Source organism: Desulfovibrio inopinatus DSM 10711, from assembly GCF_000429305.1.
GTDB lineage: Bacteria > Desulfobacterota > Desulfovibrionia > Desulfovibrionales > Desulfovibrionaceae > Alteridesulfovibrio > Alteridesulfovibrio inopinatus.
This window is the reverse complement of the sequence record NZ_KE386878.1, coordinates 83,558-107,609: the sequence shown is the minus strand read 5'-3', so window position 1 is coordinate 107,609 and position 24,052 is coordinate 83,558. Positions and strand designations below refer to the sequence as shown.

Genomic DNA, 24,052 nt, shown 5'->3' with positions numbered 1-24,052 from the left:
CATACGGCCTCATTCAACCCTTGACTGCAGCTTTATGAGGCAACGGACGTCATGTTGCGCAATCAGAAATTCTCTACTCTTTTTTTCGTTTGTATCTTCTCCATAACGCTTTTAACGATCATCTTATGTGTAGGATTCTGGAGCGCCGATAAATATTTCACATTTCTGCGCGAAGCCGATGATGTTCGCTCCTCCTATGTTGCTGCCAACCGTCAACTCTCTCGCGACGAAGTGGACCGCGCCATAGCATACGCCAGGCAGCATATGGATCTTGCTCAAAAACGTCTTATGGCTTCTCTGCGGGAACATACCAACAACGCAGTATCCATGGCTTGGGCGTTGTATAATGCCGATAACAACGGCATGCCTCGGGATCAGTTCAGATCCCTTGTTCTGACAGCATTACGAGATATTCGATTCAGTAAAGATCGAAGATATTTCTTCGTCGCGCATCTCGACGGAAATTGGCTGCTCAATCCGATTTCATCCCAACACGATACCATAACGGGAAATGACACAGATCTCCTACGCCAAATGATCAGTCTTGTTCAATCCAAAGACGAAGGATTTATTGAGTATGAGGGACAATTGCCGGGAGGGACTGGAGAGAAGCAGAAACGAATTGCATTCATTAAATATTTTGAGCCGCTCAATGCCCTTATTGGCACCGGTGATTCCCTTGCAGATGCCACTCAGGATATTCAGCAAGAAGTCCTCGACTGGCTTGTTCAGGTCCGTTTCGGACAAAATGGATACCTGTTTGGCAGTACGTTCGCGGGAGACCCTCTTTTCACCAATGGAACGATAACCAAAGGTGGAAAAAATATCATAGAGTTAACGGACCCGTATGGCGTAAAAATTATTCAGGAACAGCGTAATGCCGTGCGTGATCCGGAAGGCGGATTTGTCGAATACTCTTGGAAAAAACTCACCGAAAGTGAGCCATCTCCCAAAGTCGCTTTTGTACGAGGCATTCCAGAATGGAAGTGGATTATCGGTTCGGGATTTTATGTCGACGATATCGACGAGCTCATTGCAGCAAAACAAGTAGCGCTCAAACATAAGCTCATCGGTGATATCATTACAATCAGTTTCATCGCATTAATTCTTCTTGCGCTTGTCATCGCTATATCGATAGGCCTCTCCCGATGGGTCGGCAGTCAGTTAAAGATTATTCTCGATTTTTTTGCCCAAGGATTCCAAAGAGATGAACTCCTCGACATCAACCTTTTTCATCTTGATGAACTCAAACAAATCGGCTCTTCAGCCAACCTCATGGTCGAATGGTACAGGCAGGCCGATATCTCGATGCGACGAAGTGAAGCGTTTCTCAATGAAGTAAGCCACATAGCCAAAGTTGGGGGCTGGGAGCATGATCTTGTACACAATACAGCGACATGGACCGAGCAACTCTACCGCATTATAGAACTCGACGATGGTCCACCTCCTGGGCCCAATGAACATCTTGCCTATTATCCGCAGCACGATCGCGTTCTCCTGCAACAGGCCATCACCGAAGCCATAGAACAGAAAAAACCGTTTGACCTTGAATTGCATTGCCATTCTGCTAAAGGTCGCCAGCTTTGGGCTCGGATCATTGGCTACCCACAGTTTGAAAACGGAACGTGCGTGAAACTAAAAGGCACTTTCCAAGACATCACACATCAGAAAGAAAGTGAAATAAAGTTGCGCGAAAGCGAAACTCAACTACGCGAGGTCGTGACCGAGTTGCTCGAAGCCAAAAATGCAGCAGAAACGGCCAATCGGGCAAAAAGTGAGTTTTTGGCCAATATGAGCCATGAAATTCGTACTCCGCTCAATGGCATTATGGGCATGATTCAATTACTCAAAAAAACCGAGCTCGACAGCCAACAACAGGAGTTCATCGAGTACGCGTTCCAGAGCAATAAACGCCTCACCCGACTTTTAAGTGACATTCTTGACCTCTCACGCATCGAATCGGGGCATATGGAGCTCGTGAACGAACCGCTTGACCTTCATATTGTTCTCAACGACACGGTCAACCTGTTCCGTCCCACGACACAACAGGCCGGAGTGCCCCTTAAGCTGGAGTGTGCTCCAGAAATACCACATACACTCATGGGCGACGAACAACGTATTCGACAAATCCTTTTCAACCTTCTTGCCAACGCAGAAAAGTTCACCCCAAGTGGTTCAATTTCTATCAAGGCATCACTCATTGATCCTCGTACTCAGGATCAAAATTCTATCGCTCGAATCCTCTTTCAGGTAGCCGATACTGGCATCGGTATCGATGACAAACATATAGCGATGCTTTTCCAACCGTTTAGCCAGGTTGAAAGTTCATATTCCAAACGCTTCCAAGGAGCAGGCCTTGGTTTAAGTATCGTCAAACAACTCGTCAGTATGATGGGTGGATCTCTGTCTGTCGAATCGGAAAAGGGCAAGGGAACAACCTTTTACCTCTCAATTCCGTTTGTCAGAGTCTTTGCATCTCCCGAACCCATGCCGATTGCAATGCCTTTGGTTGACAATACGATGCCGACTCCTCCTGACTCGCCACCACAACATGCTGGTCATATTCTTGTAGTCGAGGATGACGAGGTTAATCTCTTTACCATGACACATTTGTTGAAAGCACAAGGATTCCATGTCCAGTATGCGCAAAACGGCAAGGAAGCCATAAACATGCTGAACAATGAATCGTTCGATATTGTTCTTATGGATGTTCAAATGCCCATAATGGATGGAGTGGAAGCGACGAAAGCAATACGTGGAGGCAAGGCAGGAGCACAAAATACAGACATTCCCATTGTTGCCATGACAGCCTACGCTATGACAGGAGATCGCGAAACATTTCTCGTCTCAGGTATGGATGCCTACCTCGCTAAACCGATTGATATGGATACCATGAAGGATGTCATCCAAACGCTTCTCACCAAAGGCAGACACCGGGAACAATGATCTCCGCAAAATATGAAATCACTTTTTGGCGCTAGCGTTCTCATAAACGTGACGTCGCAAAATTCTTACACAGTAGAACTATTATTCTGAAGTCATCTCATTGGGTAGGAACGTCTTCCCCTTCAACGCATACATTATTTTTCCCCTCATTCTTACATTGATACAATAACGCATCTGCACGCATGGTGATGGAATCAATGGTGTCTCCGGGGTGAAATTCAGCGACCCCCTGGCTCATCGTCACATGAGTGAAGAGGGAAAAATGCGGCGAATTGTTATCGCTGAATTCCTGTCCTTCTATACCACTACGAATACGCTCGGCGATTCTTTTTGCCTCTTCTCGATCACATTGAGCAAGAATAATGAATTCATCGCCTCCCCAGCGCGCGACGTGATCATCTGGACGAACACCGTTCCGTAGCAGCTGGGCTGTTTCAACAAGCACAGTATCCCCGGCAAGGTGACCGAATTTGTCATTCACCTGTTTCATACCGTCAATATCCGCCAAAATAACGGAGAACGGACGCTGGTCATGGTCAAATCGTTTAACTGCCAGCTTGAATTGACGTTCAAATTCACGACGATTGGATAAGCCCGTCAAGTCATCGGTTGTGGCTAAATCGAACAATTTTTTCTGAAAACGGTAGGTCATGTATCCACTGACAAACAGCACAAATAATGAAGCAAAAAGGCCAATAAACAGTGTGCGTTGAAAATTATACCGAGCAAAGGCAAGCGCTTTCGATTCATTCTCTTCGACAATAAGAATCCAATTCAACTCCGGGATATAGCGAGCGGTCAGCAGATAATGATTTCCGTCTTCGTCATATTCGAAATCAATGGGTTGCGTCTGAATGCGTAAAATTTCATTCGCAAAAGGAGCTATACCAGCAATATTTTGAATTGAAGGAACAGCATGTCTAAATGACTTGGCCCGAGCCACGATATATCCATGGAGATCAATAAAATATATGGAACGCCCAAATCGTTCCTGCGTCTCTTCAAGGAGCCTCGAAACCGTATCAAATTTCAGCCCTACACCGGTAACACCAACAAGATGGCCCTTTTTATTCTGAACACGAAAATTGATAAATATCGTGAGAAGATTGTTATTTGCTTGGTTTACATCAACATCAAGGTCAAACTCTTTTCCTGACGCAATAAAATCGTAGTACCATTTATCATGATCATCGATACGTGTTATCTTTTTCAGACTCCCACCATAATAATAGTAATTGTGGGAACGACTTGAAATAAAAAAAGTCGTAAAAAAGCCATACTTCAATTTTATTGAATCGAGATATTTCTTTATCTTTGAAATATCTTTTTCTCCAGAAGAAGCCCAATCTATCAAAAACGCATCGTTTGCCATCGACGATGAAACATAAATGGGCTTCATTAAATTCTGAAGAATTTCAGAAAAAATAGTGTCTCGAGTGAGCGGAAGAGATGATTGAAGGATATCCTGACGGATAGATTCTCGCGCCAAATTATAATTAATAATGCTCGTTATAAAAAAGGAGAAAAAGAGGATAGAAGAAAGAAAAAAAGCGAGACGAAACGATCGTTGGCTCTGCAATTTCCACAAAGCTTCGAACAGACGGCTTAGAACATGCATTGAGAAACAATCCCTTCATTAAAAACACGTGAAGAACCTCATAAGACGACAAAGCTATTCCCCAAACGAGAGCCAACCTATTCCAGTTTTCATACGTCAATCCTCCGCATGAGGTTCTCCCATCACTGTTTTCAATATAGTATTTCCCCTTGGGAGGAAACTACAAAGATGGGCTTGTTCCGGGACTGGCAGCTCCTGCCCGTGAACAAGATTCAACACCCGAGTGGCATCAAGGATAGGTATAAAATAATTCACACTGGTCGCCTTTTCATCACCAGCCACAGTCAACGCGACAACGTGCCCATCGACATCAATCAACGGCCCCCCGCTGCTTCCATGCGTTACCCCGACATCACTCTGAATATAATCCTGTTCATACTGATGTCGTATGGCACTAATAACACCACAACTCACGCTCCCCTCCCGCTCTGTACCACCTGGAGAACCAATCGCATACACCGGAGCACCGATTTCAGGGCTGGACATTGCCAAGGGGAGACATGGTGTCTTGGTGAGATCGGCCTGAATCAATGCGACATCGCGCCTAACATTGGTTCGCACCACTGACCCCGTAATTTCAACACCGGAAATAAGGCGTATGCGAACATCCTTGGAACTTCCAACAACATGCTGATTGGTCAATACGAGACCGTCTTCAGAAATAAAAAAACCGCTTCCGATGGCGGCCCCGGAATCAATGGTAACAACCCGCTCCCGAACTTCGGCTAACGGAACTCGAACAGAGCTGGAATCGCTTTGTCCCACTAAAACAATTGGTCTCAGCCCCGTCGAGCCAGCATCATGGGCCTTACGAGACCGAGGGGCGTGTTCAGGGGTGTCGCGCACAAGCGCTTGAAACGTCGGATCGGCAATAAGAAAGCGCACAGCCTGCGCAAAAGCCTCGTAAATGGAATCCATATCAGCTGTATCACGCGGAGAATCAATACGAGCGGTTCCACGAACAGGAATTGTTGCCACCATTTTTTTGTCGAACAGGCTGAACACCTGCCATTCCACCTTGATAGACGCCTCACTTGTTCTGCTCGCCGAATCAAATAGGTAATCATTTGGCCGACACACGTTATGGTGAAAATCTCGCACCAATGCAGCAACATAATAGCGGGCAGCCGACTGCATCGGATCACCGAAAAGCTTTTCTCGATCACCAACAACCGTGATATTTGCTCGCTGCATTTCATCGCGAAAGATGTCTTGGACTTCTTCATCCCAAAATGGCCGGCTTCCACCTCGCCATACCATTTCGGATTCAGGCAAACATAAAGGCCCGGATTGTATTTCACCGATAACCTGTCCACGGCGCAATTTAATGACCGCCTTGGTAAACATGACAGGTTGTGTGCTTTCAGTAACGGGAATATCAACCAGAACAGGGTCTTGAAGCGTCGTGAGGACGGGTCGAGAACCGCATCCGCAACTCAACAGAATCCAAAGCAGGGAATAGAGAACACCAACACGTGACATGAAACGAGACCTTTCTCGTCAGATCATTCCCGAAATGCAGGCTTCATTGACCGCCAGACAGATTTTTCAACATACGGGAAGATGCCGCAAGAAAAATATCGCCTAATCGATCAAGTTCAGCTTTTGCAATTCTTCGATCAGAGCTTCGTGATTGAAAGGCTTAGTCAGGTACGATGTCGCTTGCCCTTGAAAAAAAGCACGTGAGACATTTTTCGGATCATCAAGAGAAGAAATCATGATGACCTTAACCTGGTCAGCTTCGTTAATATTGTTTTCCGATTCGAAGTGTCGAATGGATTCAACAGCCTGATGTCCATCCATACCAGGCATCCTGATATCCATAAGAATCACGTCAAAGGGTTCCCCTTGATCAAAGGCTCTCCGAAATGATTCCAAACCTTCGCTTCCGTCTGAAGCAAGATGGCAATCTGCATGTGGAGAAAGCACTTCTGCAAGGTATTTTTTGTTGATATTATCGTCGTCTACAATGAGCGCTTTCATCGGCCTGCCAGAATTTTCCTTGATGAGTTTCATGATCTTGGAATCGAATGAGGCGGGCTTGCTTTACCAAATCCGCAACAAACGTCAATGAAAATATGGCGTGTCGAGCAGCAGTAACGCAGCTACCGACACGCCGAAACACATCTGTCGGCGACCTTACAGCTTCTTGGTGGTCGACTTGGTGAGATACCAGTCACCGTGACGTTTGGCTAGCTCTAGATCGTAGACAAGCCGAGGTTGTACGTGTCCGGCTATATATACGTCAACTTCCATGACAGCCGTCGCTTTGTCATCTTTCACGACAATATCGCGAACTGCGGAAACATTCTGAATAACATCATGCTGCTGCATCATCTTGACAACCTTCTTCATTCTCTCTGCTTGTTCAGCTTTGGTCCAGGTCTGGCCATCAAGCGATGTAATGACGGCGTCATCGGCATAAAACGCCATAATCTGCCCAGAATCATGCGCATTACGCGCCTTGGTAAAATCAAACAAAAGCGCATAAATTCGATTGGCTTCCTCTTGCTCAAGCGCCAAGCCGGAATCCGGAGGAGGAGTTTTCTTTTGACACGCAACAAGTGACAAAACAATACACAACCCCATAACCACAACGGTGAGCCTGTTCTTCATTATCTCCTCCCCGATTGATAAGGATTGGTTTCAGCTTGCTTTCTCTTACCACGAATTCGTGACGACGTCGCGCCCAAAAACATTTTTTTTATGATTCCTTCAAATTCAGGACAACCAGCTTGCAATAGGCCGCAGGACTGATACCATTCCGAGCATCTCTATGATACGTCAAGGCCGCAAACACATTGATATGAGACCATCAGGCAAGCACCCATTATATTTAATTTCTATCTGTACGGAGATACCTATTTATGACCCGAAACGGCGTACTCGTCAGCGATGCTCTCTGGTACAAAGACGCCATTATCTACGAAGTCCACGTCAAAACGTTTTGCGACGGTAACGCGGACGGTATCGGCGACTTCCCTGGGCTTATCCGAAAACTCGATTATCTTGAACATCTCGGAGTAACGGCCATTTGGCTCTTACCTTTTTATCCTTCTCCACTCCGCGACGACGGGTATGATATCTCCGACTATCGCACTGTGCACCCCGATTATGGTACATTGGCAGACTTCAAAAAATTGCTGCGTGAAGCCCATGCTCGTGGCATTCGAGTCATCACCGAACTCGTCATCAACCATACCTCCGATCAGCATGCGTGGTTTCAGAAATCGCGTTTGGCAAAACCGGGGTCAAGCTGGCGAAATTTCTACGTGTGGAGCGATGACCCCAAAAAATATAGTGAAGCACGCATCATTTTCAAAGACTTCGAGCATTCCAACTGGTCCTTTGACCCCGTAGCCAACGCCTATTATTGGCACCGTTTTTACCACCACCAACCCGACCTCAATTTTGATAACCCCCGAGTCCATGCTGAAGTCATCAAGGTTCTCGATTATTGGTTCAACCTTGGAGTGGATGGCTTACGTCTCGATGCGGTTCCGTATCTCTATGAACGGGAAGGAACCAATTGTGAGAATCTCCAGGAAACATACGCCTTCCTTCAAAAGTTACGGGCCCACATCGACACCCACCACCAGGATAAAATGCTCTTGGCCGAAGCCAATCAATGGCCAGAGGATTCTGTCAAGTATTTCGGCTCGGGCGATTCATGTCACATGGCCTTCCACTTCCCGCTTATGCCACGAATGTTCATGGCACTGGAAATGGAAAACAAGTACCCTGTACTTGATATCCTCGACCAAACACCGCGTATTCCGGAAAACTGTCAGTGGGCGCTCTTTCTCCGGAACCATGACGAACTCACCTTGGAAATGGTGACGGATGAAGAGCGGGATTATATGTACTCTATGTACTCCAAAGACCCCCGCGCCCGCATCAATCTTGGTATTCGTCGACGACTCGCCCCTCTTCTGGGAAATGATCGCCGTAAAATAGAGTTGATGAATGTGCTTCTGTTTACCATGCCTGGCTCCCCTGTGTTGTATTATGGGGATGAAATCGGCATGGGAGACAATTATTATCTTGGTGACCGTGATGGTGTTCGGACTCCTATGCAATGGAGCTCAGACAAAAACGCCGGATTTTCCGCGACCAACCCACAACGCCTCTATCTTCCCGTCATCATTGACCCGGAATATCATTATGAATCGGTCAACGTTGAAACCCAAGAGCGAAGCAGTGCCTCGCTGCTCTGGTGGATGCGTCGAATCATCGATCTGCGCCGGCAATGCAAATCGCTCGGTCGAGGCAATCTGACCTTTCTTCCCATGGAGGACGCCAAAATCCTGGCGTATATACGATCATCCCAGGAAGAAACGATTCTGGTTGTCGCCAACCTGTCTCGTTATTCCCGCATGGCGGAAATTGATCTCAATGCCTATGAAGGTCACACCCCCGAAGAGATTTTCGGCGGTTCTCGGTTCAAGGCGATCGACAAAACGCCGTATGTACTCAGTCTGTCACCGTATGGGTACTATGTCTTCCGACTCCACTCGCCGGATCAAAAAGCCATGGGGACCGGTCTGCCGGTGCTGGAAGCCTCTTCACTGGAAGCTCTTCTGTCCGATAAAACCCTGCGTCTCGGGTTCGAAAAACGTATCTTGCCAACCTACCTCAAAACGCAACATTGGTTCGGAGGACGGACTCGACGTATTCGGCGGCTTTCTCTGTCGGCGTGGCCCCGGTTGCTACCGGACAAGAACTGGTTTGTGCTCTTCATTGAGACCGTCTACGATGATGGAGAGCCGGAAATCCATATCTTACCGCTTGCCCAGGTCCCGTTTGAAGAAGATCACAACATCGGATCCATTGCGCAGCTCAATGTTAACGGGACATCAACGCTCCTCATTGACGCCGTCAAAGACGAAAGCTTCTGTCTTGAACTTCTCCGTCTTATCTGCGAACGAAAAAAAGCTGGACTGCCGGGACACTTCTTTACGGGAATGTCTACCGAGCGTGCCCGACGTATCTTTTTCGGATCGAACGACCTCACACCGAAAGTCGATGCGGATGAACAAAGCAACACAACCATTCGCTATGGTCAGCATCTTATCCTCAAAATGTTTCGCAAAACCGAACTCGGCGTCCACCCGGACTTGGAGATTGTCCGCTTTCTGACACTCCAAACAAAATTTACGCACGTTCCCGCCTATGCGGGATCGTTGGAATGTACAGTATCTGAAGGCGGCTCCGTTGTTCTTGGCTTGCTTGAGGCGTTTGTTCCGAACCAGGGAGAGCTCTGGCAACTCATGCTTGATAATGTGGCCCGTTTTTATGAACGCGCTTTGGCCTTACCGAGTGAAACGGAATTGGTGTTTCCTCGAAATGCCAATCCCTATACTTTGGATCTCACGATTCTTCCGGAAGATATTCAGGCTCTGTTCGCCGGCGACGAACAACAGGGGGCACAACTTCTTGGTCGAAGAACGGCGCAAATGCACAAAGCCCTGGCCAGAGATTACGGTGATGCTTCCTTTACGCCCGAACCATTCTCCCAGCTCTACCAGCGTTCACTGTATCAATCGATGCGTAACCTTGGACGAGAACAGTTCCGCGCACTCAAAGCAAAGTGGCCCCGCCTGAGTGAAGGTGTACAGAACCAGGCTGAAATCGTCATCGGTCTCGAACCTGTCCTTATCGAACGTCTGCGCGGCATCATTCGTCAGAAGTTACGAGCACAAAAAACGCGCATTCATGGTGATCTCCATCTTGGCCAAGTTTTGGCGACGGGGAATGACTTTGTCATCTTTGACTTCGAAGGCGATCCCGAACGGCGACTCTCCGAGCGCCGCATCAAGCGTTCACCATTACGCGATGTGGCCGCCATGCTCAGGTCGTTCCAGTTTGCCGCCTACCATCCGTTTGTCGAACGTTCGGTTATCCGAGAAGCCGATATCCCCTATCTGACCCCGTTTGCCGACATGTGGTACTTGGCAATGGGACAGGCTTATCTTGATGGGTATCTCACGGAATTCGGCCCGAGTCCTATTCTGCCTGAAGAGCGTGAACATATTGACAGCATGCTTGTTGCGTACTTGGTGGAAAAAGCCCTGCTTGAAGTCGGACGGTACATCAAAACCAAACCGGAATGGCTCCTTATTCCACTGCGTGGTCTGATCCACCTGCTTGATGAAGAAGATTAGTCATGTTGAGAACGTACGTAAAAAGACCTCGCTACGACACCATGAATGAAAGGCTATCGTAATGGAACAGAACGCACATGTTGGACATCGCCGCATTGATGATACAGCCTATGAATTTACGGTATGGGCTCCCAAGCCCAAGTCTGTGGAACTCGAACTGCTTGATTCGACACCCCGTCGGTTGCCCATGGATGCAATAGGTCGTGGATTATATCGTCTTCGTGTTGATGATGTGAAAGCAGGCAATCGATATCAGTTTGTACTCAATGGCGATATCCGTCGGCCTGACCCGGTATCGCATTTCCAATCCGAAAGCGTCCATGGCCCGTCAACCGTGGTGGACCATGACGCGTTTCGCTGGACCGATCATGGCTATACGCCACCACCGTTCGGTGCTCTGGTGATTTATGAACTGCATGTCGGCACATTCACGCCTGAAGGCACATTTGCCGCAGCCATGTTAAAAATCGACTACCTTGTGGAGCTTGGGGTATCAGCCGTGGAAATTATGCCGGTGGCGGCCTTTCCCGGTGAGCGTAATTGGGGATACGATGGCGTCTTTCCGTACAGCGTTCATCAGGCCTATGGAGGCCCTGACGCGCTCAAAGCATTCGTTGACGCCTGTCATAGTCGAGGAATGGCCGTTATCATGGACGTGGTCTACAATCACCTTGGACCGGAAGGAAACTATCTGCGCGACTTCGGGCCATACTTCACCAATCACTACCACACACCATGGGGAGACGCGCTCAATTTTGACGGCGCGGGGTCGGATGGGGTGAGAAACTTCTTCCTGCAAAATGCTCTCCATTGGTTGGGACTCTATCACATTGATGGTCTCCGTCTGGATGCCGTGCACGCTATTTATGACCAGCAGCCCATTCACATTCTGCAGGAACTCGCCCAAGTCGTCTCATCGTACGGCAAAGCCTGTGGATTCTCGCCGTATCTTATTGCCGAATCCAATTTGAATGACCCTCGACTGACATCCCCGCTCGATACGCATGGACTCGGTATGGATGCAACGTGGAGTGATGATTTTCACCACAGCGTGCATACACTGCTCACTGGTGAACGAAACGGCTATTATATGGACTTCGGGAGCATCGATCATCTCGGGACGGCAGTTCGTGACGGGTTTTCCTACCAGGGAGAATACGCTCCATCACGCGACCATGCCGTTGGAGCCCCTTGCCGGGAATCACCGGCCACAGCGTTTGTGAATTCAATCCAGACACACGACCAAGTCGGCAATCGAATCGGTGGAGAACGTTTGGCGGGGTTGGTTGGTTTCGAAAGCCTCAAGCTTGCTGCCGGCCTTCTTCTGGTAACGCCATGTATCCCGATGCTGTTTATGGGCGAAGAATTCGGAGAAGATCACCCCTTCCATTATTTCGTGAGCCATACGGATGATCGTCTCATCGAAGCCGTTCGAAAAGGACGAGCACGCGAGTTCAAATCATTCAAATGGAAAGGCACACCGATTGATCCACAGGCCGAATCGACGTTTATCGATTCGAAGCTCGATTGGTCCAAGACATGTACGGGCAACCACGCAATTCTGCTGGAATTCTACAAGCGCCTGTTGCAATTACGGCGTGCGCTTTCAACGCTGAGCTGGCCGCAAAAAAATGGACTGGAGGTCACCGCACTTCGCGGTAAAAACGTCCTTGCCGTGGTCCGGCAAAACGAACTCGCCTCAACACTGGGGCTGTTCAATTTTTCCACGCAGGAACAAATCATTGATGCCGCCAGCTTGAGCCCGACGAGCAATGCCATTAAAATTCTCGACTCTGCCGACCCGGTGTGGAGCGGGCCTTCAGCCCAGGCCCCCAACATCATCGCCGACGGCATCACATTGCCCAGTCGAAGCATGGTGTTATATCATGGAGAGAAGAAATAGAAATGAAAGAGGAAGAGAGCGATCTCTCTTCCTCGCTTTATCGTGAAATGCAGACGACAACATTTACCCTATTATCCAATACATCCACTGTTACAAAGAGGTGAAGGGGTCTCGCTTTCCACCCTACTTACTCACCAGCCCCAGCCGGCACACCGGCGAGACCACAGTAGCCTTTGTCTTTAACGACACGCCACATCATGCACTGGCTGGTTTGACAAAACTTGAGCTTGTCGTCGGATGTCTTGAGGTAGGGACAGAATTTAAATTTCGCTTCACTTTCACTGAGCAACATGGAGCCTCCCTCTGGTTGCAATGCCGAATCAGCTTTCTTCCATGGTCAAATAGTCACCAACAATCACTTTGAGACCAAAACCGGGAAAATTGACGCGATACTTGTTGTTGCCGATATCTTCAACAATTTTGCCGCGACCGAAAATCTTGTGGCGGCAATACCCGGTATTGCCCGATGCACCCAAGCGTTTCGGTGAAACGGATTCCTGCGGTCGCGACAGAGGCTCAGGAACAGGTGGTGGAGCCTGGACATCAACACCACCCATCCGATTCTCGTTGTGCTCAACATAGAGATGCTGATCAAGTTCACGTAAAAAGAGACTCGGCATGACCGGCACATGGCTCGCGTTTTGTCGTTGATACACCGTTTTCGGGACAAACAGGCCAAGATACTCACGAGCACGCGTTGCCGCGACATACAGTAACCGGCGCTCTTCTTCGAGATCTTCGGATTTCACCAACGCATGCCGCGAAGGAAAGCGGTCATCCACGAGATCAATAATGCAGACAGCAGACCACTCAAGCCCCTTGGCCGAATGGACCGTAGACAAACACAACGTGTCTTCACGGGCTTTCTTGCGATCGTCCTCGGGATTTTCAAGCACAAGTTCAGCAAGAAAAATATCGAGCCCGGAATAATCGGCCGCAATTTGATAAAGCTGTTCAAGCCCAGCCTCACGACGCGGATAGTCATCGGGAAACGATTGTTTGAGTAGCGGCAAATAAAATTGAATGACTTTATCGAGGAGATCCTTGGGAGAATCCATGCCGTTGAGCGATTTCACGAAATAGATGAGTTCAGCCAATTCTTCGTTTTTCTTGGTATAACGTGATAACGCCTGGTCATCATTGGTCTTGATCGCTTGAAATATCTTTTCTGCAGTTTTCGGCCCCACCCCTTTGATATAGGAAAGAATCCGCCTCCATCCAGGGACGTCATCGGGGTTATGAGCCACGCGTAAGTACGCCAGGGCATCTTTCACATGAGCCGCTTCGGAAAACTTGATGCCGCCAAACTTCTGATAGGCAATGCCTATTTTATTCAGCTCGACTTCCAAGGGAAACGACATATACCCAGCGCGAAACAGAACAGCAATTTCGTGGAGCGGATACTTCTTAGCTTGCTCCACGACTTTGGCCACGACAAGTCGCGCCTGGGTCATGTCGGAATAGGTTCGAAAGATTTCAGGCTTGGGGCCGGTTTTGCGCTTGGTAAAGAGATGCTTTTCAAACTTACGTTCGGCATGCTCCAGAACAGAATTGGTCAAATCAAGAATCGGTTGCGTGGACCGGTAGTTCTCTTCGAGCCGAATGACCTTGGCTCCGGGAAATCGGTTTGGAAATCGAAGGATGTTTTCCACATTCGCTCCGCGAAAAGCGTAAATGGACTGCGCATCATCCCCCACCGCCATGATGTTGCCCCCTTCCCCGGCCAAATGCTGCACGGTACGGGCCTGAACAAGGTTCGTATCCTGGTATTCATCCACCATGATGTAGGAATACCGCATCCGCAGATAATCCCGTAAATCAGGATGTTCGACGAGTAATTTTTCGAGATAAAACAGCAAATCGTCGTAATCGAGCAGGCCGTGTTCCCGTTTATATGCGGTATACCCGTCAGCAAGCCGGGTGAGATTTTCAGCATGCGGCGCCAAATGGAATGCTTCGCGGTCCAAGATATCGGACAATGCTGTTTCCTTGTTCCGTGACTTGCTGATGAGCCCCATGACGGCCGAACGTTTGGGAAAACTCTTGTCGGATTTGGCAATACCGAGATTCGTGCGCAATAATCCAAGGACGTCTTCGGAGTCTGCTCGATCAAGCATGGAGACGCCGCCGGAAAATCCGACGGCGGCGGCATGTTGTCGTAAAAGAGAGAAGGCAAAGGAGTGAAACGTTCCCCCCGCGACCAGTGACAACCGGGAGCGGTGCCCGTCCTGCCCGCTTCCACCAAGCAATCGCGCTGCTCGGTCGAGCATTTCCTGTGCGGCCTTACGGGTGAAGGTCAGTAGAAGAATGTTCTCCGGAGGCACGCCCATATGGACAAGCCGGGCCAGACGGTAGACCACGGTTCGGGTTTTGCCACTGCCGGCTCCGGCAATGACAAGGACTGGTCCTTGCGTGGTTTCCACGGCCTCACGTTGGGCCGGGTTGAGATCGTGTTCAAAGTCGATTGGCATGGGGCTGGTTGTTTCTGGGGATGTCGAAAAAGTCAAGGACGGCTCGACCAGCATCCCGTACTCGTGGAGCAGCATACCCTGTGGAATCATAATACAGAGCATCGTGGGCAGTATGAACGCCATGACGATTAAAATGACCAAACACTTCGGTGCGATCAAACTTGCCGGTCAGGCAGAAACCGGGATTGGGTACGCAAACAATCTGAGGAGCGTACTTGGCCAACGGACCGAAATACAACTCGGTTTTCAAATGGATAGCTTCAAAAATGGGCTTACCTTCATATTCCATCTCAAGCAGGGCATCACGAATGGCGGCGGCATGTTCAAGTCCGACGTGCTCGTGAAACACCCCGCGGGCATACCGTTCTTTGATGTGCATGTAGATACGTCCCGGATCAAGAGCAAACGCGGCCGTGGGATGACCGATACGTTCAGAATTCCACTCTCCGGGCTCACCGGTCAGCTTGAGCAAACCGACAGAAGCCAACCAGGCATTGAGATCTACTTCGACTTTAAGGTCGGCAAATCCGTGGTCAGCCATGACAATAAGCCGTTTGGGTTCGGGCAAGGCGTCATATCGATCCAGCACTTCCCCAACGAGGAGATCCCACTCAGCCAACAGGTCGAGACAATCTGTATGAAGAAGATGATTGGGATTCGTGATAGCTGGATGAAAAAAATGAAAGAGGCGATCGGTTTCGGTCAAGACGAAAACAAACAGATCAAAATCAAGGTCCGGCCAAAACATTCTCAAGGCAGCCCGTCGCCCGGCCAACGTCGCTCGGAGTTGATCGAACAAATATTCCGGAGCGTCGGCACCCCGCGTGGTATCGGCTTCAATTTTATATCCAATGTCGCGAAGCGGTCCAAACAATGGTGGTGGATATATTGCGCGCGACAAGTCCGGCGCAACAAACCCGGCCACCATGACACCGTTGATTTTGTGGGCCGGATAGGCATGCGGCAAATTGATCACTTTGGAGACCAATCCGGCATGACCAAGCCGATCAAAAATCGTTTGGCAGGCGACAGCGGTGCTGTCGGTGATGGACATGGCGTATGAACCGGGATGGATGGCGGTAAACCCATATACCCCATGCTCTGCGGGACCGGCAGCCGTGGCAAACGACGTCCAATTGACCGGAGACAATTCCGGAAGCTCTGCATCCATGGCCACAGCCTTTTCAGCAATACGGCCAAGATTCGGACATTTCCCCGTTGCGGCCAAATTCTTGGCCATGGTCAAGGCAACGCCATCCAACCCCAGGACTACACATCGTTTTCGTATCGAACTCATGGAGGGGGCTATATCAATAAGCCACACTGAACGCCAGCAAACATGAACAATAAAGTTGACTGAGGCACCATATTCCGGCTAATAGAACCGATTCGTGCCCGCGTGGTGGAATTGGTAGACACAAGGGACTTAAAATCCCTCGGCCGCAAGGCTGTGCCGGTTCAAATCCGGCCGCGGGTACCACTTTTCGAAAGGTTGCAACGGTATATGAAACCGATGCAACCTTTTTTATTATGCAACAAAACGATTTTCGCCCCTGCCCCCGTCTTTGAGGAAGAACTAACCATTTAGACCCAGTAGAAGCTATGGACTCAATATAGAACCACTAGACAGAGAAAATCTCCTTAAGCTCTTCGAGATATGTACGGTAGTTGAGGAGATAACAGGTGAGCGGCCGGGTGAAGTCCTGCCCCACGAGGCCATCAACAAAAAGCCGTGCAATATCCCGTTCTTCGTCGAGAATGAGCTGCGAGGAATAAAGGATGTCCTTTTCGTCGTGCGACATCGTTTTGATGACTTGGAGAAAAGCTTCGGACGCCCGGGGCTGATACATTTTAAAATACAAGAGATCCAGAGCATTGACCATGAGGATATGAATATAGTTTTCGTCCCGTGTGCGCAAAATTGCGCAGAACTCTGCCGGATTTTTCATAGCGTCTACAATGCGGATGGTTGGAAAGAGGATCTCAAGTTTCGTGTATGTTTCGAAGACCTGCTTAATTTTGTTTGCATAGTCCCACTGACGCATAGCTATGTTATGCTTTCTGTCCGAAAGCCCTTCGATCAGCCCGGCCACAAAATCAGAGGCAAACTTGGAAATGACCGCTGCCCACGTTTGGAGCACCATGTCGATGCCTGTCACGCCGAGCGTAACCAGAAGGATACTCAAAGCCCAGTTGAAGGCAATGGCCACCGGGATGGAAAAGACACTGCGGAAGAAGTTGCCCGCCACGATCTCCTTAGGGAGTCCACGAAAAATATTGTGTCCGGAGATATAGGCTCCGTTTACTATGGCCATGATCGCGTAGAGCAACATCGGAGCCGTGGTCGTCGTGATGTCAAGTCCCTGCTTAAGGAGGAGATTTTTGCAGAAGTAGTCCAGAAGTGGCACGGAAAACCCCGTATACAAGAGCGAATCGGAAATCCTGTTCCAGCTCACATATTCGTTCCAACGTAGATACTTGGAACGAGCAAAGCCCCCACCCCCGAGTACAGATTGAATGATATTCCTGACGCAGGTGATACCGAACCAAAGGAGACCTCCACAATAGGCTAACACCCACCACTCTTTGGTTAAGAAAAAGGTTAAAAAAGCAGGCACAAAACCGACCACGACTTTAATCCAATTGACGAGTGTGGAGTTAAGATAACGTAGTTCAAGCCGACTATCGGATTTTTCTTCCTCGCTATAAATCCTGAGTCCGTTGTCCACCTCTTCTCTTATCCCGCCGAGACTGGCGACCTCACTGGCGCAGGAATCATCGACTTGAAAGCCCGCCATGTGCCAGCCTTCAATCTTGGAGCACAAAAGGTGGCGAAGCAGCCGCATACGACTGGCCTTTTGGAGTAACGCGTCGAGATGTCCCTTGCCGCGTGCTGGGGGCATAAATTCCACAGTTTGCGCGACTGTGGCGACGAGAGGAATACGCCAGGCGTACTTTCGTTTACGTAGATCGCGCTGGGAACGAGGAGATAACGTCATGACAACAGCAAAGCCCATCCCCGGAGTGCGAGACGAAATGCCCGTTGAACCGCTGCCGACCAGCGTACGTATTCTGGAGTGTTTATAGAAAACGCTAAGCTTTTCGAAGTGGTTAAGGATGTCCGTATAGTGCGCGAGCCTATCCGTGGAAGAAGCATTGTCCGAACAGCGGATAGCCTCCATACAGTCGAGGATAATTTGCTTAAAGGCAAACGTGTTCTGCTCGTTGATCGCCTGTTGAAACATGCAGATGGGCTTGCGGCAACGAACCTGCTCCGCTGTGATATTTTTGAGATTGAAGAGTTCGAAATCTGTAATAGCACCTTTGCAATCATAGACTATTTCAACGACATCTTCTAATTGCAAATCGGACAAAATGAGGCTCAAACGGCTTCCGCCAAGAGCCTGTTTTAAGCGGGCCGTCAGTTCTGCAGGGCCGATGCATAAAAGCTGAGGCACATCCTCCGTTAAATACGGCAGGTCTGGGTTACGCAGACCAGGATTGGCCTCGGGTGCAAGGTAACGCTCAATGATAGTATCTGCGTCAAAGGCATTCAACGATTCCACGAGCATGGCGATTTCAGCTTTCTGGTCGTATCCGGCCTCGGCATAGGGTGTTGTCAGATCAACCATGCGCTCCCGAAAAAGGGGGAGAGCCATCTCATGAATGTATTTACCAAGGTGCAGAAGCGACGGCTGGCCCGCGACAACGTTCCGCTGCAACCCTTCGGCGCTCACGGGCGGGAGTTCAATACCGAGTTCCTGGTAGATGGATGCCCGGTGCACCTCATTAAAAATTTTGATCACATCTTTGATATAACGTATGCGATATTCCTGAGCTTTTTGTCCCTGATTCATCAGCTCCAGCGTTTCGGGATTATTGAAAAAATCGTCAATGTCCGATTCGTCCCGTAGTACGACTGGATCCCAAATAATATTAACAAACCGACCCCGGAATACGGCCCGATATTCGATGCCGATACGTACGCGAATCCCCATAATGCGTGCTGCGCTAAGTAACTCCACCGCTACCCCGCGATCCAGAACGTCATAATAGACCACGCGCAGTTCCTTGATACCTTTAATCCAAGCGTCCATAATCAGATGTGTGGCGGACTTTCGGCCTTTGCTGTTGGCGTCATGCACGCGATCGTCAAAGGTAATCTGGTTCCATTCTTCGGGCATTTCAAGCAGGTGGTACTTCTTGAGCTGCTTGCGCAAAAAATGCGTTTTTCCACCTGCGACCATATTAAAATCGTGGGCGAGCTTCAGTTGGGCCGTATGATCGCCCCGAGCGCGAACCAACTCCTTGACAATCTGGATCAAGACTCTCGCCCTGTTGTTACGCATATTGACGCGCGCGGCGGTTAACATCTCGTCTTTGAGGGCTGCAAGCGCGGTCAGCCGGTTCTGAGCCTGCCGTGACTCGAGAGATCCGATCAGGTGGGTGATGGCATAGGCTATACGGATACCTGGTACGGCAGCCAACTCCTTAATTCCGTGCGGCTTCAGATAGGGAGTGAGCAGTGTCCGAAATTGGGCATGATCGATTCTCCTGTCGAGAACCTCATTAATGACTTCCAACAGTCGCTGGTCAGTTTTATCGAAATATATCCCCATTGTGTCCCTATTGAGTCAACGAGATTCAAGGACTCACAGTGAGCAGTTCCTCTAGAAGCAGCAAACAACGGAAATTACCAATGCCTGCCCCCCCCAACCGACATTTCTTTGTACACCATGCATTAGCCAGCAATGTTGGGACGGATAAGCACTCGAAGTTCAGCCACTACGGGCAGGATAGACCAAATCAAAAGCATGATGATGATAAATGTCGCCACAACGATAACCAAAGATCGTCCCCATCCTGTCTTCAGTCCCTTGGCCAAAGCACAGACCATAAGGCCAGCCTTCCAAAGCTCACAAATAAATCCAACCATCGGGATCCATGAAAAGAGCATCAGCGCGCCGGAGGCATACGCATACATGCTGAAGATACGTTCAAAGGCATAACGGCCCGTCGTCATCGTCAGAAGTGCCCACGAGACGGCCGCCAGGATGAACGGCATGACCAGTGCGTTGACGAAAACGGCTATCGCGAGAGGTATGGAGTTGCCCAAGAAATACATCACACTGACCGCTGTGTAGAACATGGCGGAAAAGAGCAAGAAAGTAAGGGGACGGCTGTAGCCGGGCTGTTCTGGAAAGTCTGCAAAAAACACATGTGGCTTCTTGAGCACATTAACGAGGGCGCTATAATGCCCAGGGAGACCGGAATCAGTCATCGGTGTACTCATTGCCGATTGGATGTTCATCGTAGACATGGTGTTGCCTCCATCATGTGATCATGCAAAAAGTTTTTCGAGTCCCAGCCAGAGGAGCATGGCCATGGTCAGGATGAAAAAAATTGTCCGTTCGGTCCGTCGTGAAAAGTAGGTTATGCCGTTTTCAGTATGAAAAGTTTTTTTCATTGCCGGTTCCTTTCGGAGGTTATCATTACGTGAAACACGTTGCAGAACGGGCGGCCCGATATTCCGGGCCGCCACGTCACGTTTTTGCGATTAGAAGCTGGGAAGTCCGTTGAATCCTCTCATGCTCCAGTAGATTGCAGTCAGGGCGATAAGCGCGATATTGGCCAGAATCCACATGGGCAGTCCGGCTCGGAGATAATCCTTAGGCTCCAGGTAGCCAGAGGCATAAACGATGGCATTAGGCGGAGTGCCTATGATCAGGCAGTAGGCGAATGAGGACGCGATAGCTGTACCCATTGCCATAAAGGGAAGGAAGGTCGTCCCTGGATGCACCAATGCTGCCATGTTCAGTGTGATGGGACCAACGGCGGCTGCTGCCGGACCATCCGCCATGAGGTTAGTCAGGATGGCCGTGAGACCATTGGAGGTTAACATCAGCGGCAACCCCGAGTTCATGCCCAATGGAGCGAGTCCGTCAATGGCACTGCGCGCCAGCCAAAAGGCAGCACCGGTCTTGTCGAGCACGCTTCCGAAGATGATCGCACCCGCGTAAAGCCAGACGACGCCCCAGTCCACTTTCTCCTGATAGTCACGCCAGTTGACGACGCCTGCCAAAAGGTAGGCTATGGCACCGGCTACGGCGATGGTGCCGATACCAAGGCGCACGGGGTAGATACCAAGTTGGTAAAAAGCCTTTTCTGTAAACCAGCCAAAAACCATGATGACGAAGATGATAACGGCCCAAATTTGATGTTTGTTCCACTTCCCCATCTTATTGATTTCAGATTCAAGATGCTTCATGGCCGGAGCCAGCGTCTTGATTTTCGGACGGAAACGCATGTTGACGACGAACCAAGTAATCGGAATCATAACCAAAATAAACGGGAAGCAGTAGGTAACCCACTGAAAATAGCCGATATCCATCCCGAACATGTCGTTAAGATAGGCGATCATAATGACGTTCCGTGCACCGCCGGAGGGAGCTCCAGGTCCGCCTATATTACACGCCATGGCGATGGTGATCATGAGCAGCTTGGCCAGTTCCTTATCATCGGGAATTTCATCTGTGAGGCTGTTCTGATAAAGCAGCATACCGATAGGCAAAAACATCGCTGCCAAAGCATGGTCCGAGATGAACGCGGCCAGGGGAGCAATGATGATAAAGAAGATAAAAGTGATAAGCTTGACGTTGGGTGTGGCAAGGCGCTTAAACATAGCCATGCACATTCGTTTATCCACTCCGGTTTTGACAAACGCTGCGGCAAACATGAGCGAGCCCATGATAAACCAAGCCGCGTCAGACCAATAGAGTTGGGTCACGGTGTCTTTAGGCACAACCTTGCAAAACACCAGGATCAGGCCGATCATAAAGGCTACGCCGGGAAGCGGCATACACTCCGTCATGAAGCAGAAAACCACGAACACGGCCATAGCGATGGCGACCTTGATTTGCCATGCTCCCACATCCGCTTTCTTCTTCTGACTATCGGACAGAGCATCGTAGTGGAGCCCATCCATGCGGAGTTCAAAACTTTTCTTCATCAGTGTTTCAAACCGGTCGGCCTCCACATCCTGTTTGACGAAGTCCTTTGCTCTCTTGAAATTGGTTGATCCTACTTTGATGTCGTACTTGTTGGCCCACTTGAGATTGCGATTGAGCAGACGATCTTTGGTCATGGCGCCCATGCGCATATTGTGTTCCATCATTTCGACAGTGGCCACTTGCCATTGTTCAAGGTCGCTGACTTGTTTATGAAAAAGTTCCTCGGCCAAAAAAGAATGAACAGCTTCCGGTCCAACTTTATACTGAATGCCGACCTCGACCATGCCGTTGGGTGTGGGGAGAACGAGGATGAGGAAAAAAAGAATTACTGGTATAATGAGCAACTTCCAGTTGACGTATTTGTCGTAGCCGGTGGCCTTCTTTTTGGTTTCGTGTGTCATTTCGAACCTCATTGGTATCGTATGGTGAAGGCGGTCGGACTAGCCGAGGACCTTGATCAGTTCGTAAAATACTTCCTGCTCGCGAACGAGACCGATGACATCGCCGTTCTTTTTCACTGCGAGACGACGTTTGCCGGACTCGTGCATGGCCTGGATGACCTCCATGAGGTTCGCTTCGGCATCCACGCTGGGCGGTGCGTCCGACATGATGTCCTGCACTGATTTGCCCAGAAGCGTCTTGGCCTGGGCTGTAAAAAGACCAGTCCAGAACATTGCTGAGTACCCCATGGAGTACATTTTCGGCGCCGTGCTCGGCATGGAGATCGAAAGATATTCCGGTCGAAGTGCAGTCAGGATCGCCTGCGGTGTCAGAATTCCCTCAAGTTGTTTGTTCGCGTTGAAGACGAGCAGTGAACGTCGTCCCTGGTCATTGATGGCATCCGTGGTCACAATGCGTTCGTTGTTTTCCTTGAGAATCTTGACGGCCTCGGCAACAGTCGCCGAATCGGAAATGGAGGGATAATCTGCGAGTGGAATCATCAAATCTCTGGCATTTTTTTCGGTATCCGGGAGGCTGTGTCCAACCCGATAGGCATCTTTGATGCGCGACACGAAGATATCAATGTCACACGGTTTGTTGAGGTAGTCGAAGGCTCCTTCCTTCAGTGACTTTTTAGCGCTCGGAAGAGCTCCATGCCCGGTAAGCATGATGACGGGCAGATCAGGTTTTTTAGCCTTGATGGCTTTCAACGTCTCGTGACCGTCCATTCCTTCCATCTTCACGTCGAGGACAACCACATCCGGGTGCTCCGACAACTTTTCGATGGCTTCCGGACCACTCACGGCCATAATCGTCTCAAAGCCGCGCCTTTCCAGTATTTTGCTCGTCGTGATCCGGAACTGCTCCTCGTCATCGACCATGAGCACTCTGATTTTCTCTACCATCCTTGCCTCCTCTTCATGTTTCGAGAACAGCATTTGTATGTTAATCCAATCCGTTGTTCCGTTTTTTGAACAACGGAGCTGTATGCAGGGCATCGTCTATGCGGTGTCGATGGATCTGATATCGTCGACAAGCCGCTTCTGATTTTTCGAGTAAAGACTTGATGCTCACAGGCTTGACGAGATAGTCACTGGCACCGTGGCGCATCGCCTCAGCCGCATTGTCCAATTCATGCGAGTCGACCAGAAAAAAGACCTCCACGACGGGGTGTCCAAGACGAATCGCTTCAAGGAGCGAAAAGGCGTCAAGCCCGTGCATGGAGTGATCGATAAAAACCACGGGCACGTCATGCTCCAGCAAGTATTTCAATGCTTCCTTTGCGTTGTCGGACACGAGCACGTTGAATCCCATTTTGGGAAATAATCTCTGCACTGTGAGAATCAGCTTTTCTGTATCGGCAACGAGTAATATGTTTATTGTTTTCATCGGTTGAGTTGCCCCTTTTTCTCGCAAATCCTCGCCAAGAATAATCCTGCATGACGTTTTCAGAGACTTCTTTAGCAACTCTTGTTCCAACCAATATAACATTTAAAATC

At 49.4% G+C, this 24,052-nt stretch carries 16 protein-coding genes and 1 tRNA gene; 4 read left to right on the top strand and 13 right to left on the bottom strand.

Going from position 1 to position 24,052, the window contains the following annotated elements; translation table 11 throughout:
* Positions 1-51: 51 nt before the first annotated feature.
* A complete protein-coding gene (locus G451_RS33235; protein WP_051261748.1) occupies positions 52-2,946 on the top strand; it encodes a cache domain-containing protein in 2,895 nt (964 codons plus the stop codon).
* 97 nt (positions 2,947-3,043) lie between these two features.
* On the opposite strand, the gene G451_RS0120925 is transcribed toward G451_RS33235, so the two are convergent.
* The 4 genes from G451_RS0120925 to G451_RS0120905 all read right to left on the bottom strand — a co-directional run bounded on the left by G451_RS0120925 (position 3,044) and on the right by G451_RS0120905 (position 7,180).
* The gene (locus G451_RS0120925; protein ID WP_051261747.1) at positions 3,044-4,564 is read right to left on the bottom strand and encodes a sensor domain-containing diguanylate cyclase; all 1,521 of its coding nucleotides are present in this window, start codon (positions 4,562-4,564) and stop codon (positions 3,044-3,046) included.
* 96 nt (positions 4,565-4,660) lie between these two features.
* Positions 4,661-6,046, bottom strand: coding sequence for a S1C family serine protease (locus G451_RS0120920; RefSeq protein ID WP_027185767.1), 1,386 nt, complete (start codon positions 6,044-6,046; stop codon positions 4,661-4,663).
* Positions 6,047-6,148: 102 nt separating this feature from the next.
* Positions 6,149-6,580, bottom strand: coding sequence for a response regulator (locus tag G451_RS0120910; protein WP_245587853.1), 432 nt, complete (start codon positions 6,578-6,580; stop codon positions 6,149-6,151).
* 123 nt (positions 6,581-6,703) lie between these two features.
* Positions 6,704-7,180: a DUF4440 domain-containing protein gene (locus G451_RS0120905; RefSeq protein WP_027185765.1), complete on the bottom strand. Its 477-nt coding sequence runs from the start codon at positions 7,178-7,180 to the stop codon at positions 6,704-6,706.
* A gap of 251 nt (positions 7,181-7,431) precedes the next feature.
* Here G451_RS0120905 and treS point away from each other — a divergent pair, with 251 nt between their 5' ends.
* Positions 7,432-10,728 carry a maltose alpha-D-glucosyltransferase gene (gene treS / locus G451_RS0120900; RefSeq protein WP_027185764.1) on the top strand — a complete coding sequence of 1,099 codons (3,297 nt, stop codon included), beginning with the start codon at positions 7,432-7,434 and terminating at the stop codon, positions 10,726-10,728.
* A gap of 61 nt (positions 10,729-10,789) precedes the next feature.
* Complete coding sequence (treZ, locus tag G451_RS0120895; RefSeq protein WP_034643339.1) at positions 10,790-12,631, top strand: malto-oligosyltrehalose trehalohydrolase; 1,842 nt, start codon at positions 10,790-10,792, stop codon at positions 12,629-12,631.
* A 127-nt stretch (positions 12,632-12,758) separates the two neighbouring features.
* Here treZ and G451_RS34695 read toward each other — a convergent pair whose 3' ends face one another.
* The 3 genes from G451_RS34695 to G451_RS0120880 are packed head-to-tail and all read right to left on the bottom strand — an operon-like array spanning position 12,759 to position 16,399.
* A complete protein-coding gene (locus tag G451_RS34695) occupies positions 12,759-12,923 on the bottom strand; it encodes a hypothetical protein (protein ID WP_169727923.1) in 165 nt (54 codons plus the stop codon).
* A gap of 28 nt (positions 12,924-12,951) precedes the next feature.
* Positions 12,952-15,156: an ATP-dependent helicase gene (locus G451_RS0120885; protein ID WP_245587852.1), complete on the bottom strand. Its 2,205-nt coding sequence runs from the start codon at positions 15,154-15,156 to the stop codon at positions 12,952-12,954.
* Entirely contained in the window at positions 15,086-16,399 is a 1,314-nt protein-coding gene (locus G451_RS0120880; RefSeq protein ID WP_027185761.1) for an alkaline phosphatase family protein, read from the bottom strand. Before G451_RS0120880 ends, G451_RS0120885 begins: the two co-directional genes overlap by 71 nt.
* Before the next feature lie 96 nt (positions 16,400-16,495).
* On the opposite strand from G451_RS0120880, the gene G451_RS0120875 reads away from it, so the two are divergent.
* Positions 16,496-16,582 (top strand) — tRNA-Leu (locus G451_RS0120875).
* A 142-nt stretch (positions 16,583-16,724) separates the two neighbouring features.
* Here G451_RS0120875 and G451_RS0120870 read toward each other — a convergent pair.
* The 6 genes from G451_RS0120870 to G451_RS30875 all read right to left on the bottom strand — a co-directional run bounded on the left by G451_RS0120870 (position 16,725) and on the right by G451_RS30875 (position 23,942).
* Positions 16,725-19,721 carry a hypothetical protein gene (locus tag G451_RS0120870; RefSeq protein WP_027185760.1) on the bottom strand — a complete coding sequence of 999 codons (2,997 nt, stop codon included), beginning with the start codon at positions 19,719-19,721 and terminating at the stop codon, positions 16,725-16,727.
* Between the two features lie 122 nt (positions 19,722-19,843).
* A complete protein-coding gene (locus G451_RS0120865; protein WP_156921756.1) occupies positions 19,844-20,422 on the bottom strand; it encodes a Yip1 family protein in 579 nt (192 codons plus the stop codon).
* Between the two features lie 21 nt (positions 20,423-20,443).
* Positions 20,444-20,569 (bottom strand): hypothetical protein, encoded by a 126-nt coding sequence (locus G451_RS35225; RefSeq protein ID WP_281171576.1) that lies wholly within the window; start codon positions 20,567-20,569, stop codon positions 20,444-20,446.
* 90 nt (positions 20,570-20,659) lie between these two features.
* Positions 20,660-22,513 (bottom strand): SLC13 family permease, encoded by a 1,854-nt coding sequence (locus tag G451_RS0120855; protein ID WP_027185758.1) that lies wholly within the window; start codon positions 22,511-22,513, stop codon positions 20,660-20,662.
* A gap of 39 nt (positions 22,514-22,552) precedes the next feature.
* On the bottom strand, positions 22,553-23,458 hold the full coding sequence (locus G451_RS0120850) for a CBS domain-containing protein (RefSeq protein ID WP_027185757.1): 906 nt from the start codon (positions 23,456-23,458) through the stop codon (positions 22,553-22,555).
* Positions 23,459-23,498: 40 nt separating this feature from the next.
* Positions 23,499-23,942 carry a response regulator gene (locus G451_RS30875; RefSeq protein WP_051261746.1) on the bottom strand — a complete coding sequence of 148 codons (444 nt, stop codon included), beginning with the start codon at positions 23,940-23,942 and terminating at the stop codon, positions 23,499-23,501.
* Positions 23,943-24,052 lie beyond the last annotated feature (110 nt).